The sequence below is a fragment of the Streptomyces sp. NPDC047014 genome (assembly GCF_040644195.1).
Classification (GTDB): Bacteria; Actinomycetota; Actinomycetes; order Streptomycetales; family Streptomycetaceae; genus Streptomyces.
Genome location: NZ_JBEYVX010000029.1, coordinates 16981 through 31342, shown reverse-complemented (window position 1 = coordinate 31342; position 14362 = coordinate 16981). Strand labels below are relative to the sequence as shown.

The 14362-nt window shown below is 73.1% G+C and carries 10 protein-coding genes and 1 pseudogene; 6 read left to right on the top strand and 5 right to left on the bottom strand.

The genetic code is table 11. The annotated features are described in order from the left end of the window. Window positions 1-3: 3 nt before the first annotated feature. Window positions 4-873: pseudogene (locus tag ABZ873_RS18185) on the bottom strand (oxygenase MpaB family protein); the annotation flags it as partial. A 700-nt stretch (window positions 874-1573) separates the two neighbouring features. On the opposite strand from ABZ873_RS18185, the gene ABZ873_RS18180 reads away from it, so the two are divergent. Both ABZ873_RS18180 and ABZ873_RS18175 read left to right on the top strand, forming a co-directional pair. Next, on the top strand, window positions 1574-1966 hold the full coding sequence (locus tag ABZ873_RS18180; protein ID WP_360872477.1) for a TOBE domain-containing protein: 393 nt from the start codon (window positions 1574-1576) through the stop codon (window positions 1964-1966). A gap of 462 nt (window positions 1967-2428) precedes the next feature. Then, window positions 2429-2893, top strand: coding sequence for a cyclic nucleotide-binding domain-containing protein (locus ABZ873_RS18175; protein ID WP_360872474.1), 465 nt, complete (start codon window positions 2429-2431; stop codon window positions 2891-2893). A 41-nt stretch (window positions 2894-2934) separates the two neighbouring features. Here the strand turns inward: ABZ873_RS18175 and ABZ873_RS18170 are convergent, their stop codons facing one another. Then, window positions 2935-3390 (bottom strand): helix-turn-helix domain-containing protein, encoded by a 456-nt coding sequence (locus ABZ873_RS18170; protein WP_360872471.1) that lies wholly within the window; start codon window positions 3388-3390, stop codon window positions 2935-2937. Between the two features lie 139 nt (window positions 3391-3529). Here ABZ873_RS18170 and ABZ873_RS18165 point away from each other — a divergent pair, with 139 nt between their 5' ends. The 4 genes from ABZ873_RS18165 to ABZ873_RS18150 all read left to right on the top strand — a co-directional run bounded on the left by ABZ873_RS18165 (window position 3530) and on the right by ABZ873_RS18150 (window position 9146). Beyond that, window positions 3530-3991 (top strand): DUF1398 family protein, encoded by a 462-nt coding sequence (locus tag ABZ873_RS18165; RefSeq protein WP_360872468.1) that lies wholly within the window; start codon window positions 3530-3532, stop codon window positions 3989-3991. Between the two features lie 108 nt (window positions 3992-4099). Continuing rightward, complete coding sequence (locus ABZ873_RS18160; protein ID WP_360872465.1) at window positions 4100-4867, top strand: SDR family oxidoreductase; 768 nt, start codon at window positions 4100-4102, stop codon at window positions 4865-4867. Window positions 4868-7044: 2177 nt separating this feature from the next. Then, the gene (locus ABZ873_RS18155; RefSeq protein WP_360872577.1) at window positions 7045-7683 is read left to right on the top strand and encodes a CatB-related O-acetyltransferase; all 639 of its coding nucleotides are present in this window, start codon (window positions 7045-7047) and stop codon (window positions 7681-7683) included. A 737-nt stretch (window positions 7684-8420) separates the two neighbouring features. After that, the gene (locus ABZ873_RS18150; RefSeq protein WP_360872462.1) at window positions 8421-9146 is read left to right on the top strand and encodes a methyltransferase domain-containing protein; all 726 of its coding nucleotides are present in this window, start codon (window positions 8421-8423) and stop codon (window positions 9144-9146) included. Between the two features lie 42 nt (window positions 9147-9188). Here the strand turns inward: ABZ873_RS18150 and ABZ873_RS18145 are convergent, their stop codons facing one another. The 3 genes from ABZ873_RS18145 to ABZ873_RS18135 all read right to left on the bottom strand — a co-directional run bounded on the left by ABZ873_RS18145 (window position 9189) and on the right by ABZ873_RS18135 (window position 14306). Beyond that, on the bottom strand, window positions 9189-9536 hold the full coding sequence (locus ABZ873_RS18145) for a DUF5958 family protein (RefSeq protein WP_360872459.1): 348 nt from the start codon (window positions 9534-9536) through the stop codon (window positions 9189-9191). A gap of 298 nt (window positions 9537-9834) precedes the next feature. Continuing rightward, window positions 9835-13077 (bottom strand): hypothetical protein, encoded by a 3243-nt coding sequence (locus tag ABZ873_RS18140; protein WP_360872456.1) that lies wholly within the window; start codon window positions 13075-13077, stop codon window positions 9835-9837. 38 nt (window positions 13078-13115) lie between these two features. Beyond that, window positions 13116-14306 (bottom strand): acyl-CoA dehydrogenase family protein, encoded by a 1191-nt coding sequence (locus ABZ873_RS18135; RefSeq protein WP_360872453.1) that lies wholly within the window; start codon window positions 14304-14306, stop codon window positions 13116-13118. Window positions 14307-14362: the final 56 nt, after the last annotated feature.

Here is a 14362-nt window from a genome sequence, read left to right as displayed (position 1 = left end):
GTGCTACGCCCTCCCCGGCCGGTCCAGTATGGCCGCTGATGTACGCAGTGTGTACGGAGAGGGGCGGCTCCCGGGGCCCATGCGGCGCATCGCTCTCAAGATGTGACCTGGCGGGAGCTTCCAGCGCAGACCTGCGGGAATGCTGCGCAGGACGCGCCCGGTGAGGCGCAGGCGCCGGGTGACACCGCGCGGGGCGGGGGCGGGCCGCCCGTACAGCTGGTGCGCCCACGCGGGCAGGGCTCCGTAGGCGAGGTCGGCCACGGGACGCCACAGCAGGTTTCGGCCAGGCACGAGGAGGGCAGGGACGGGCGGGCCGCGCAGGAAGTCGTCGACGGCGCGGGCGTCGGGGCCGGCGGTGAGCGCGGGGCGGACCTCGTCGAAGTAGGCGGCGAGCTGAGCGGTGTCGGCGGGCACGGTGGCGGGGTCGAGGCCGACGAGGCGGGCGTTGACGCGGTTCTCGTCGACGTAGCGGTCGGCCTGGGCGGGGGTGAGGCGCAGGCCGGAGCGGCGCAGGACGTGCAGGAAGCTGTCGATCTGCGCGCAGTGGATCCACAGCAGCAGCTCGGGATCGTCGACGGCGAACCCCTGGCCGGTGTCGGGGTCGGTGGCGGACAGCCGCCGGTGAATCCCGCGCACGCGCCGCCCGGCCTGCTCGGCGGCCTGGGAGGTCCCGTAGGTCACGGTCCCGACGAAGTCGGCGGTCCGCAGCAACCTCCCCCAGGCGTCCCGCCGGAAGTCGGAGTTCTCCATGACGCCACGCACGGCCCGGGGATGCAGCGCCTGCAGATAGAGCGCCCGCACCCCGGCGACCCACATCATGGGATCCCCATGGCACTGCCAGGTGACGGAGTCGGGCCCGTAGAGCCCGGGGTCGGGCGCACCTCCGGGCGCGGCCGGGGCGGGGCCGCGTCGGCCTCGGTCCGCGGTGACGTCCGGGGTGGGCGGGACTTTGACCCCGGCCGCGCTCGGATCGGCTCGGCCTCCAGACGCTGCCGCACTCGGGCCGAGCGGGTCTGCGGGCCCGGCCGCGGTCGGATCGGTTCGACCTCCAGGCGCTGCCGCGCTCGGGTCGAGCGGGTCTGTAGGCCCGGCCGCGGTCGGATGGGGCGGCTCTGCGGTACCGGAGGCATCCGGGCCGGAAGCGCCCCCGGGCGCCGCCGGGCTCGGGGCGGGCGGGTCCTCAGCACCGGACGCGGTCGGGTCCGGCCTGCCTCCGAGCCCGGCGGGGCTCGGGTCTGGCCCGCTTCCGATACCCGCTGCGCTCGGATCGGCCAGGTCTACCTCACCCGCCGTGCTCACGACGGGCGGAGTTCCGGTGCCGGTGGCGGGCGGGTCGAGCCGACCGACAGACCCCGCCGTACTCGGTTGGGGCCGGCCTCCGGGCCCGGCCCCGCACGGGTCGGGCCCGCCTGCGGCGCCCGCAGCGTGCAGGTCGGGTCGACCCTCGGATCCGGCCGTGTTGTCGGTCATCCCGCCGCCTCCCCGTCGTGGACGCCCCGGCGGGTTCAGCGTACCGAGGTGGGGGCGGCCGGCGGGGCTTCGGCGGCGGGACCGGGCGGCATAGAGTTGCGGCGTGCAGCTCTACACCATCGGCGAAGCCGCCCAGCTCCTCCGCGTCAGCACCGACACCGCCCGCCGCTGGGCCGACGCGGGCCGCTTCCCGACGCGGCGGGACGGCACCCGGCGGATGGTCGAGGGCCGGGACCTGGCCGCGTTCTGCGTGGAGCTCGCCCGGGAGGCCGGGGAGGACGAGGCCGAGCCAGTCACGTCGGTCCGCAACGCCCTGCCGGGGATCGTCACGGCGGTGACGCTCGGCGAGGTCGCCGCCCAGGTCGAGATCCAGGCGGGCCCCCACCGGGTGGTGTCGCTGCTGACGCGCGAGGCGGTCGAGGAACTGGGCCTGGCGGTCGGGGTCCGGGCGGTGGCCCGCGTGAAGTCGACGAGCGTGCATGTGGACGTGGACTGAGCCGCTGCCCCTCCGGTCCGGTTCGGTGCGGTTCGGCTGGTCGGGTCCAGCGAAGGCATCGCGGGGGTGCGGCCGTGCTGGCGCAGCTCACGCAGCGGCATTCCGCCCGTCGCGCCGACGCCAGCCAGGGCTCGGTCCGCACGCACCGTCGCCCACCAGGGCTGGTCTCTACGTGCCGTCCCCCGCAGGGGCAGCCCACGCACCGCGGATCCGCGAGCCCGCCCCCGGCGCACCGCAGGGACGGCCGGACGGCCCGGGGCCGGCCTCGTGGCCGGGGAGTTGGCCAGCCGCCGAACCGTGCCCCGCGGCAGCAGGCGGGCGGCCTGCCCGGGCCGCCTGCGCCGCCGCGGCACGCGCAGGCCGGTCGGCCCTCCTGAGGGGGCCGGAGGGCCCTGCCCCCGGCCGGGGGCCGGCGCCGAGACTGGGGGCCGGAGACGGCCGGACTCGGACCTGGAGGCCCCCATGAGCACCCGCACGCCCACCCGTATCGCCGCGGCACTGTCCGTAGGACACCGTTCCCGCCTCATGCAGTCGGCCCGCGAGGTCAACCTCCCCGAAGGCACCCGCCTCTTCCGCGAAGGCGGCCACGCCGACCGCTTCTGGATCATCCGCTCGGGCACCGTCACCCTCGACGTCCACGTGCCCGGCCGCCGCGCGGCGGTCGTCGAGAACCTGGCGACCGGCCAACTCGTCGGCTGCTCCTGGCTGTTCCGCCCGTACGTGTGGCGCCTGGGCGCCGAAGCCATGACCCCCGTGCGCGCGTACGAGTTCGAGGCCGCGCGGGTCCGCGCGCTGATGGACGCGGACCCCCGCTTCGGCACGACCGTAGGGCAATGGGTCGGACAGGTGCTCGCCCACCGCCTCCACGCGACCCGCATCCGCCTCCTCGACCTGTACGCCCCCTACGGCAGCGGCAGTTACCTCTGACGGCCACCGCACCCGCCGCACCCGCCCCCGGCCCGCCGCCCCTACCCGGCGGGCCGCTCCGCCGCCGAGTCCGTCCACGCATCGGCCTGCCGCGTGAGCCGCCGCAGCAGCGCGCGCACCTCCGCCACATCTGCCTCCGCCAGCCCCGCCCCCATCACCCCGTGCGCCGCCTCCGCGCGCCCCGTGATCGCCGCGAGCGTACGGCTCCCCGCCCCGGTCAGGCCGAGCAGCGGCGAGGTGCGGTGGTCGGGGTTCTCCCGCAGCTCCGCGAGGCCGTCCTTGACCAGCTCGTTGGCGATGCGCTGCACCCCCTGACGGGCGACGCCCAGCCGCCGCGCGGCCCGCGCCACCGGCAGGGCCTCCTCGCTGACCACGCTCATCAGCTGCCACCGCGCCTGCGTCTGCCCCTCCGCCGCCGCGAGCGCCTCACCGGCACGGCGCAGCGCGCCCGCCGCCTCGAAGACGTCGGCCACGAGCAGGGCCAGTTCCTCCGCCATCCGCCGTTCTCCACCTCTCCCATTCGACAACACGTTGTCCATTTGTCATCATGGTGACAGATTCGCCGCGGCGTCCCCGTCCCGGGACCCCGCGCACGACCGCACCACCCGCATCTCTCTGAAACCTACGGAGACCACCATGACGAACCCGACGGACACGACCACCACCGGGGCCACGGCCATAGACCGCCTCCGCGCCGCGATGGACCGCGGCGCCGCCCTCCGCCCGCAGGTCGGCGGCTTCCCGTACTTGGCCGAGAGCCTGCGCCAGGCCGGGGTCACGCACTGCCGGATGGCCGTCCCCTCCAACGCCTTCCTCTACCTGACCGAGCACGGGAACGTGGCCGTCCAGGGAGAGCCGCTGATCAGCGGTTTCGCCGACGCGGCCCCCTTCGACCGCACCGCCCTCGTGGCCGCCCTGCGCGCCGACCAGGCGGGCCTGTCCACCTTCCCCGAGTTCGTACGGAGCTGCTGGGCCGCGGGGGTCGTCCGGTACGAGGTGGACACGGCGGCGCGTACCTGCACGTACTACGGCGCCGACGGCGCGGCCGGCGACTCGTACCGCGAGGACTACCCGGCGGTCGTCCTCCCCGCGCCGTAACCGGCGCGCGGGCGAGGCCGTGCCGTGCTCTGCTGGTCCCCGGGGCTCCCGCTTCCCGGGGGCACGCCCCTGCCAGCCATGTCATGCCGCCCGCCGGAGAGGCCCCTCGTGTCCGAGCCCATGAAGCCGCCCCCGCCCTCGACGCCCTCAACGCCCTCAACGCCCCTGATCGTCATCACCGGCGCCGCCTCCGGCATCGGCGCGGCCACCGCCCGGCTGCTCTCGTCGCAGGGCCACCCGCTGCTGCTCCTGGCCCGCAGGCTGGAACGGCTGGAGGCGCTGGACCTGCCGAAGTCCCTCTGCCGCAAGGTCGACGTCACCGACCGGGAGGCGTTCGCGTCGGCCGTCCGGGAGGCGGAGGAGGAGTACGGACCCACGGACGCCCTGGTCAACAACGCCGGGGCGATGCTCCTGAGCCGCGTCGCGGACCAGGACCCCGAGGAGTGGGACCGGATGATCGACGTGAACGTCAAGGGGGTGCTGTACGGCATCCACGCCGTACTCCCGGGCATGCTCGCCCGCGGCGCCGGCACGATCATCAACGTCAGCTCCGTCGCGGGCCGCAAGACCTTCCCGAACCACACGGCGTACGTCGGCACGAAGTTCGCGGTGCACGCGATGTCGGAGAACCTGCGCGAGGAGGTCGCCCCGGCGGGCGTCCGCGTGGTGACGATCGCACCGGGCGCGGTGGAGACGGAACTCCTCTCCCACACCACGGACGAGCAGATCAAGTCCGACTACCAGGCATGGAAGGAATCGGCGGGCGGCGCCCTGCCCCCGGAGGTGGTGGCCGAGGCCATCGCGTACGCCTACCACCAGCCCCCCGAGGTAACCATCCGCGAAATCGTCCTGGCAGCCACGGGCCAGGAATCCTGACCCCCTCCGCCGCCGCGCCACCCCGGGGCTACGAGCACTGATCGAGCCTCCCCACGAGGAGGCCCCTGAGCCCGCACGGCCGGCCCCCACCCACCCCGACCGCCGTGGCGCCGCTGGGCCAGGAACCCGAACCACACGGTCGGGCCCCGGCCGGGACGGACCAGGAGAGCCCTGAGCCCCGCACAGTCGAACCCCGGCCAAGACGGGCCAGGGGAGCCCTCACCCCGCACAGCCGGCCCCCACCCACCCCGACCGCCGTGACCCCGATAGGCCAGGAGCCCGAACCCGCACGGTCGCCCTCTGGCCAAGACAGGCCAGGAGAACCCTGAGCCCGCACGATCGGGTCCCGCCCAACCCGACCGCTGTGGCCCCGGGTCCAGGAGTCCGAACCCGCACGGTCGAGCCTCCGGCCAAGACGAGCAAGACGAGCCAGGAGAACCCTGAGTCCGCACAGCCAGCCCCCACCCACCCCGACCCCGCCGCGGCCCCGACGGGCCAGGAGCCCGAACCGGCACGGTCGGGCCCTCGGCCAAGACGGGCCAGGAGAGCCCTCAGCCCGCACGGCCGGCCCCCACCCACCCCGACCGCCGTGACCCCGGTGGGCCAGGAGCCCGAGCCCGCACGGTCGGGCCCCGGCCGGGACGGGTCAGGAGCCTTGAGCCCGCGCCCAGCGGGTCCCCGGACGGGGCCTCCCCGGCCGCAGCGCGCCCGTTCGGTGACCCGCGACGCCGCACCACGCCGTACCCGGCAGACAGGCCGCACGCACGCCGGACGCCACGACCGCGCCGCTCCCCCGCCGCCCCGACCGGATCACCCCGCCCGGGCCACCGCCGCGGCACGCCGGGCCCGGCGGAAGCCCCCTGGCCGCACGCATGACCGACGTCACGACCGCTCCGCTCATCCCCGCCCCTGCCGAACTGCCACACGCGCGAGCACGGGGCTTTCCCTTCGAGCGGCGCCTCCGTCCGGCTCAGACGACCACGCAGGCGTGAGACACAGGCCGGGGGTCTCCCCGGCCACCCCCGCCCTCCCCCGCGCCGTAGACAGCGGACGCCCCTGGCCGCAAACACACCCGACGTCGTAACGATGCCGCTCACCCACGCCCCCGACCGACCCGGCCCCGCCTGCCGCGCCCCAGCCAGCCACGCACCACGCCGTCCCCCGCCATGCCGTGCGCACCGGACACCCCGCCGCGCGCACAGCCGACGTCATGACCCCGCCGCTCCCCCACGCGCGCGGGGCACGGGCCAGGTATCTCCGACCCCGCCCGACACCCCACGCAGTCACGCACACCGCCGCGCCATACAGTCGCGCGTCGTGCGCGACGGAGGCCCCTGGCCACACGTACGACCGAGGTCTTGATCGCGCCGCCCCCCGACCCCGACCGGACCGACTCGACGTGCCCCGGCCGCCGCGCCCTACCCGGCCACGCACGCCGCCACGCCGTCCCGCACCACGTGCAGAAGCCCCCGAGCCGCACGCACAACCGACGCCGCGACCGGCCGCCCCGCCCCGGGCCCGGCTATCGCCGCGCCTTGCAGGGCCAGGGGTCGCCCCTGCGCCTCATGCACAGCCGCCGCCACGACCGCGCCGCTCACCGCATCCCCACTACCGGACCACCACGCATGCGCAGGCACGGGTCGACGTATCCCCGACCCCTGCCAACACCCCCCAGCCACACATCCCCGCGCCGCGCACAGCGGACACCCCTGGCCGCACGCACGGCCGACGTCATGACCGTGCCGTTCACTCCCTCCCCCGACCAGACCAGCGCGTGCGCGCAGGGTGGCCGGTGCCGAGGGCGGCGGCTGGGCCTCCGGCTGGCCCCGCGCCCCTGCAACGCCAAGGGCGGGTTCAGCCGGACCCCGGACAACCCTTCGCCGCTTCGGGCCGTACGCCACCGCAGCACGCGAGGTACGGCTGGCCCCCGGGGCCACGGTCTCGCTGCCGCCCCCGGGGCCTCCCTCTCGGAAAGCGCAGCGGTCCGTATCGCCACCGCTCCGCCACGCGGCACGAGATCCACCCTTACCCGCACCCGTACGCGCCACCTCGAACCCCCTCCCCCGGCGACGGGCACGCACGCCCTCCCCCGCCCACCGACCCCGGCCGACCGAACGACGCAAGCGCGATCATGGAGGTGCCATCCGCCGACCACCGGAAGTGATACCGCCGTGAACATGCCCGCCGGGGTCCCCGACCCCTCCGTCCTCCACCCCATCCCCGGCCAGCCGCGCGTGGTGCTGCTCAAGCCGCTCGTGACATCGCCGCTGATCCAGGTCGGCGCGTACTCGTACTACGACGACCCGGACGACGCGACCGCCTTCGAGACACGCAACGTGCTGTACCACTACGGGCCGGAAAAGCTGATCATCGGCAGCTTCTGCGCCCTGGGCACCGGCGTCCGGTTCATCATGAACGGCGCCAACCACCGCATGGACGGCCCCTCCACCTTCCCGTTCCCCATCATGGGCGGCTCCTGGTCCGACCACGCCGACCTGATCACGGGCCTGCCGGGGCGCGGCGACACGGTCGTGGGGCACGACGTCTGGTTCGGGCACGGCGCTACCGTCATGCCGGGCGTACGCATCGGCCACGGCGCGATCATCGCGGCCGGCTCCGTGGTCGTCGAGGACGTCCCGGACTACGGCATCGTCGGCGGCAACCCGGCCCGCCTGCTCCGCACCCGCTACCCGGAGGCGGACATCGCCCGCCTCCTGGCCGTCGCCTGGTGGGACTGGCCCCTGGACCACCTCACCCGCCACATCCGCACGGTCATGTCGGGCAACGTAACCACCCTGGAAGCGGCCGCACCGTAACTACCGGCCATCCCGGGCCCCAACCGGTCGAGCCGTCGAGATTCCGTAGCAAACACCGCCGAGCGCCCCACCCCGCACCCCAACCGCAAGGCCAACCCGGCCACCGGAGCACCGAACCGGTTCCCGGGCGCCCTGCACAACGCCCGCCGACCAAGGCAGCATGCGGCGATCGGCGGAGCCGAACGTGAAGCACCGGCCCCGGCTGCCGGGGACAAACCATCGGAAGCCGGGCCAGCCCACTCCACCCCTACGGCCGGGCCGGGCCCCCAGCCGAAGCAAACGGCGCGAGCCACCCACGGCAGGACCCACCGCACCACCCCGCTACGAGCCGCAAGGCCAAAGCGCCCACCCGACCCACAAACCGCCACGGACGTCACCACCGAGCCCGCCCACCTCGTACGCGACCAGAGTGATCCGCGCGGCCAACACGGGCGGCGACACAACACGCCCCGCCCTAGAGGCGCCAGCAGCCTCAGCCCCCACCACGGCGCATCAGGCCACCACCGACACCCGATCTCACCCCTCCCCACCTTGTCACTACCTCCAACCAAGCCCCCCTCACCCACCACCCACATCGTCCGATCAACCAAGTATTTGCCAGGAGATTGTCGAATATCACCCGCAGATGCAGGATGTCACCAGAAGCGGCGGCCCCGCAGGCCGACGCCGACCCGGCACAACCGGTCGGCGTACGAGATCCCCGCGCCCTCCACCCTGCTCACGAGGCGAGGCAACCCATGGCGACACTCACCCGGGACCCCCACACGCACCACTCCCCCCGCCTCCGCCCCGACGAACGCATCGCGCGCTACGTCGCCGAGGCCCTGGGCGACGCCAGATCCGTCCTCAACGTCGGCCCCGGCGCCCTCTCCTACGAGACCCCCGCCCGCACCATCACCTCCCTCAGCCCCCCGCCACCGCGGCCGCCCCACACCCAGCGGCACCCCACCACCGAACTCCCCTTCCACAATGGACAGTTCGACGGGGCGCTCATGCTGTCCACCCTCCACCAGTGGCCGGACACCCCCACCCACCTGCGCGAGCTGCGCCGCGTGACGCGCGGCCCGGTGGTGATCCTCACCCACGACCCCCTCCGCGTACGCGACTTCTGGCTGTACCGCTACGCCCCCGAAGTCCTCGACACCGAGGCCCTACGCCATCCACCCCTCGCGGAACTGACCTCCGCCCTCGGCGGCACCAGCACGGTCACGCCCGTACCGATCCCCCTGGACTGCACCGACGGCTTCAACGAGGCGTACTACGGCCGCCCCGAACTCCTGCTGGACCCGGCCGCCCGCCAGCCGTCCTCGGCCTGGAGCTTCGCGGATGACCGGGTCCGCGAACACTTCGACACCACCCTCCGCGCCGACCTCGAATCGGGCACCTGGGACACCGAATTCGCCCACCTCCGCCACCAGCCCACCTACGAAGGCTCCCTGGTCCTCCTCCGCGCCACCCCCTGAGCACGGCAGCCAACGCCTCCCTCAAGCACCGACCACCCGGGATCAGTCACCAGCAGACAGCTGGTGCCACCAGTGCCCGCACCCGTCCGAGCAGCACCGCTCCCGGCGCCGCCCGTCAGCGATCGCGAGCACCGCGACCAGCAGCCGAAATGCCTTCCGCCGTTCGTCGCGGGGAGCCAGGGAGGAGATCTTCCCCAGCTGCTGGTCGATCCGGCCACGTGTGATCAGTACCGCCGGTGTGTGCGTGGGCCGCAGACCAGCACAGCGGATGCCTTCCGGCCCGTCCTCGGCAACGACGCGTGCCTGAACACAGTGGTGCCTCAGGAACCACAGCACTTCGGACTGCTCCGCCGGGCCGAGCGCCTCGAACCAGGCCATGCCCTGGGCCATGGGGTGGAGCCCTGGGCGAGTTCATTGAGCATGACATCGCGCTCGATGGCCACGTCCACCTCCCCTTGGAGCAGCGCCGCTCCGCCGCCAAACGGAGCTCAGAAGAGCCAGTCGATGGCCGCCTGCCATACGGAGTCCTCGTCCTCGGGGCCCCAGAGGCGCGCACCCGGCCGGCACTCGATCATCCCGCTGACTTCGGTGGACATGCGGGCATGCTGCCCGTCAGCCCGGCCGTCCGCACCTGCTTTTGGACGGGGCAACCGGCCCGACCGTGCCCACTCACCGCTCGTCGTCTCACTCAGGAAGCCTCCACCCGGACGCTGTGGCGAGGGTCCCGCCTGAGGATGTCCAGGATCTCGGCCGCCAACTCGGACACCTCGGGACCGGCCCCAGCCGCGATCTGCGCCAGCGTACGCCGCAGCCGGTAGTCGCCCTCCTGCGCCAGGCGTACGGCGGTGTCCCGATAGCGGGTGGGGTGCCCCAGGCACAGCACCGCGCCGGCCTGGCGGACGCCGATATGGCCGTGCGCCAGCATGAGGTTGGCGTCGACCTCGGCGGCGGCCTCGCGGGGCAAGCGCCCAAGGGCCAATGCCGCAGCGTGAAGTTCGGAGGCATCGTCGCCCGCCAGCAGGCCGATGGCCTGCTCGCGCACCCACACGTGGGCCTCCGGCGTGCTGGCGGACCCGGCGGCCAGCAGCAGCCCTTCACCCCTCAGCGAAGCCGACCCCATCGAGATCTTGAAGGAGCTGAGCGGGTGCGGTGTGCCGGTCACCTCGCCGTCCAGATGGCTGCCCGCCTGCTCGCCGCGTACAAAACCCTTGGCCGTCTCGAACACCCGCCGCTGGACGTCGACGGGCAGATCGACCACCAGATTCCGTACACCGACAAGGGCGTCGCGCCTGGTCGCGGCCACTTCACGAGCATCCGTCGCGACGGCTACCAGCTTGTCGAGGCACGCGGTACGGGACGCGGCGTCGAGGGACCCGACCAGGTAGGCATCGGTGACCAGCCTGGTGCCGAACGCGGTGTGGCCCGGTTCCGGGTCGGGGCGCTGCAGAATGCGGTCCTTCGCCTGCTCGGCGCGCTGTCGCACAGCCGGATGCCCCGGATCGACGAGGGTGCGAGCCACATCGGCCAAGTACAGCCCCTGGTCATCCAAACGACCGACCCTCGCCCGCAGTTCCGCCCAGCCGTCGGGAGCCACCGCTTCCGGGCCGTCCGCTCCCCCGACTGGTTCGGCGTCCTCCTGCCGCGCTGCCAGCAGTTCGACCACCTCGTCCTCCACGACCAGTTCCAGTGCCCTGTGCGCCCCGCCTTCCGCAAGGTCGAAGAGCCGAGCCAGGGCCGCCTGTGCGACCTCCGGGTGAGCCTGGGCGATGGCGACGCAGGCGGATGCGTGGCAGTCGTCGGAGTGCCTGTACTGGTTGGGGCCGCGTGGCACATCCGAGGCCAGGAGGTCGAGCAGGGCCAGCGCCTGCGCCGGCGTTCCTCGCGCCGCCAGGGCGCAAGCGCTGCGAGTGGCCTGATGGGTGAGGTTGTAGAAGGGGGACTCCACGAGCTCACCCGACCTGCCGCGCTCGGCCAGGGCCGTCAGCTCGCTCAGGAGGATGCCGGCCCTTTCGTCGTCGATCAGATCCGCCTGCGCCTCGGCCTGCGCCGCACGGGCGTGCAGGACCCACCAGGGGGCGTCTGCGATCGGTTCCATGGGCAGCAGAAGATCACCCACCGTCTTCGCGAGCTTCTGGAGCTTCTTGGCCCTGCCCGAGCGCTGGTAGTACTGGGCGGCCAGCGCGGGTTCGCCGGAATCGCGGTAGAGGTCACCGAGGAATTCCAGGGCCTCCATCTCGCTTGCCCAGCTTCCGGTGATGACCGTGTCCGTGTGCCAGCGCCGTGCGGACAGAGCCGCCTGAACCAGCTTCCCATCCACCTTGGCCGACAGAGCGTGTTCCCGGAAGGAGCGCACGCGGTCGAGCAGACGGCCCCTCTCCGTCGCCCGCAGCGCCTGCGCCAGCCGATGCTCGTCATCGAGTTCCGTGGTCAGCGGGCCGTATTGAACGTTCACTCCACGCACCGCATAGAGCCAGTCCGCCGCGTCCTCGGTCAGCCCGGCATGGATGGCGTCGTAGATGCCGTCGCGCCAGCTCTCCACTGCTTCCTCGGCCCGGCCCTCCAGGGCACACCTTCGCCCCTCACGCGCGCTGATCAGAGCGGCGTGCCGACCGGACACCAGATGCCGCCGCGCCAGCCGTTTCAGTGCGGCGCGCTCGGCCAGGTCGTACTCGGCACGCACCAGACGCAAGCGGATCGCAGCGTCTTCGGTGACCCTCGCGATCGGTTCTGCGTCGGCGTGAGCGACGGCCGTTCCGATCAGTGCGTCCAGCCCTTGCAGCCGGCCGGGGTCGGAGGCCAGCAGATGCTCGGTGAGCAGGAGTACCAGCAGCGGCTGGTAGGCCGGGGCGTCCGCAGGCTCCTCCAGCACGGTCCGCAATGCCTCGAAGTCACCCAGCGGGTGGACGACACCTCCGACCGCCGCACTCACCAGCCGCGCATGCCGCTGCGCACCTGCTGACAGCTCCGCGCCGGAGGCCCGCACCTCGGAGGCCAGTTTTTCGATCCGGTGCAGGAGCCTGCGGGGCTCTTCCCGGTCCCCCAGGTGAAGAGCCGTGACCGCGAGAAGCGCTGCCAGATCGATGGCCTGGTCAACGAGCCGGGCCTCCACGAGCGCGTCGAGCTGCCTGGCCCGGACGGCAACGGCGTGCCCCCGGAAACCGGCGTCGTAGAGCCGGTCCGCGAGTTCGCCGTACGACCGGGCGGACTCCTCCGGCGCTGTCGAGCGCTTGGCGTCCGCCGTGCGCAGGATCGGCGCCACGTCGCTGGTCTGCAATGGCCCGATCAGAATCCTCTCCGCCTGCTCCTGCCGGTCGGGCAGCGGCACGGGAACCCCGGCCGGAGGTGCGCCCGTACAGAAGGTCTCCGCCGTCTCCCGGGTCCAGAACCGGGCGACCACATCGCCCTGGGAACGCAGGTGCTCGTTGAGCTGCTCGGAGCCCCACAGGTCCAACTCCAGATCGTCGTACACGCCTTGGAGCCTGCTCAGTTCCTCGGCGACCTGAGTGCTCTGCGTGTCCGCCGAGGTGGCGACGATCAGACGGCGCGCACCGAACGGGCGCCGCCCCGTCGCGAAGACCTCGACCGCCGCGCGCAGGTCACCGGCGGTGAACGTCCGGTATTCCTTGCACTGGATGACGGTGTAACCGCCGTCCGGTTCACGGCCGGCGAGGTCGATGCCGTACTGCGGCTGGCCCTGCACCCCATAACGGCGGAACTTGACCCCCCTGAGCCCCAGCACCCCACGGGCCAGGCTCAGTACAAGCCTCTCGAAGCGGTCCCAGCCGATGTGCAGATCGAGATCATCACCGGGCGGGACGTTCCCCGGCGTGCCGGGTTCCGGGGAGGTGCTGAGAACCGGGTCCGAGGCGGTCGGCTCCCAGGGCTCCGCTTCTTGCGTGGGGACGGTACGTGGCGCATCGCTCTCAGGCATGCCCCTCAGTATCGGGTCAGCCCCCAGCGGAAGGAGGACTAACGCCGGACCCGGGGCATGCTCAGGCCCAGCCAGGAGATGATCTCGCGTTGGATTTCGTTGTTGCCGCCGCCGAAGGTGAAGATGACCGCGCTGCGGTAGCCGCGTTCCAGTTCGCCGTGGAGGACCGCGCCCGCCGAGCCGTCCTTCAACGGGCCCGCCGCGCCGACGACCTCCATGAGCCAGGCGTACGCGTCGCGGCGGGCCTCCGAGCCGTAGACCTTGACCGCCGAGGCGTCCTGCGGGGTGAGGGTGCCCGTCTCGACCGCGTTGACCATCTGCCAGTTGAGCAGCTTCATCGCGTCCAGGCGGACATGGGTACGGGCCAGGCGGCCGCGGACCCACGAGAGGTCGATGACCCGGCGGCCGTCCGCGAGGCGGGTCGCCGACGCCCAGCGCTGGACGTCGTGGAGGGCGCGGATGGCCATCGTGCCGTGGGCGGCCAGGGTGACGCGCTCGTGGTTGAGCTGGTTGGTGATCAGCCGCCAGCCCTTGTTCTCCTGACCGACGCGGCGGCTCGCCGGGACGCGGATGTCCTCGTAGTAGCTGGCCGTGGTGTCGTGCGAGGCGAGGGTGTTGATCAGGGTGTACGAGTAGCCGGGGTCCGAGGTCGGGACCAGGAGCATCGTGATGCCCTTGTGCGCCGGGGCCTCCGGGTCGGTGCGGACCGCGAGCCAGACCCAGTCGGCGGTGTCGCCGTTCGTGGTCCAGATCTTCTGGCCGTTGACGACGTACGTGCCGGTCTCCTCGTCGCCCTCGCGCACCGCCTTGCACTTGAGGGCGGCGAGGTCGGTGCCCGCGTCGGGCTCGCTGTAGCCGATGGCGAAGTCGATCTCGCCGGAGAGGATCCGGGGCAGGAAGTACGCCTTCTGCTCCTCCGTGCCGAACTGCATCAGGGTCGGCCCGACCGTGTTCAGCGCCATCAGCGGCAGCGGCACCACCGCCTGCGCGGCCTCGTCGAAGAAGATGAACTGGTCCATCGGGGTCATACCGCGCCCGCCGTACCGCTCCGGCCAGCCGACCCCGAGCCAGCCGTCGGCGCCGAGCCGGCGGATGGTCTCCCGGTAGAAGCGTTTCTGCGCGGCCGGGTCCTCGTAGCGGGCGTAGACGTCCTCCGGTACCAGCTCGGCGAAGTAGGCGCGCAGTTCGGCGCGCAACCGCTGCTGCTCAGGCGTGTATTCGAGGTGCACTGGCCCTCCCGGGGTCTCCCTGACGGCGGCCGTCAGGGTAGAACCCGTTACAGGAA

Excerpts from the sequence above, each read along its gene's own strand:
- ABZ873_RS18175 (WP_360872474.1), top strand. The coding sequence starts at position 2,429 with ATGAGCACCCGCACGCCCACCCGTATCGCCGCGGCACTGTCCGTAGGA.
- ABZ873_RS18170 (WP_360872471.1), bottom strand. The coding sequence starts at position 3,390 with ATGGCGGAGGAACTGGCCCTGCTCGTGGCCGACGTCTTCGAGGCGGCG.
- ABZ873_RS18165 (WP_360872468.1), top strand. The coding sequence starts at position 3,530 with ATGACGAACCCGACGGACACGACCACCACCGGGGCCACGGCCATAGAC.
- ABZ873_RS18155 (WP_360872577.1), top strand. The coding sequence starts at position 7,045 with ATGCCCGCCGGGGTCCCCGACCCCTCCGTCCTCCACCCCATCCCCGGC.
- ABZ873_RS18150 (WP_360872462.1), top strand. The coding sequence starts at position 8,421 with ATGGCGACACTCACCCGGGACCCCCACACGCACCACTCCCCCCGCCTC.
- ABZ873_RS18145 (WP_360872459.1), bottom strand. The coding sequence starts at position 9,536 with ATGGCCCAGGGCATGGCCTGGTTCGAGGCGCTCGGCCCGGCGGAGCAG.
- ABZ873_RS18140 (WP_360872456.1), bottom strand. The coding sequence starts at position 13,077 with ATGCCTGAGAGCGATGCGCCACGTACCGTCCCCACGCAAGAAGCGGAG.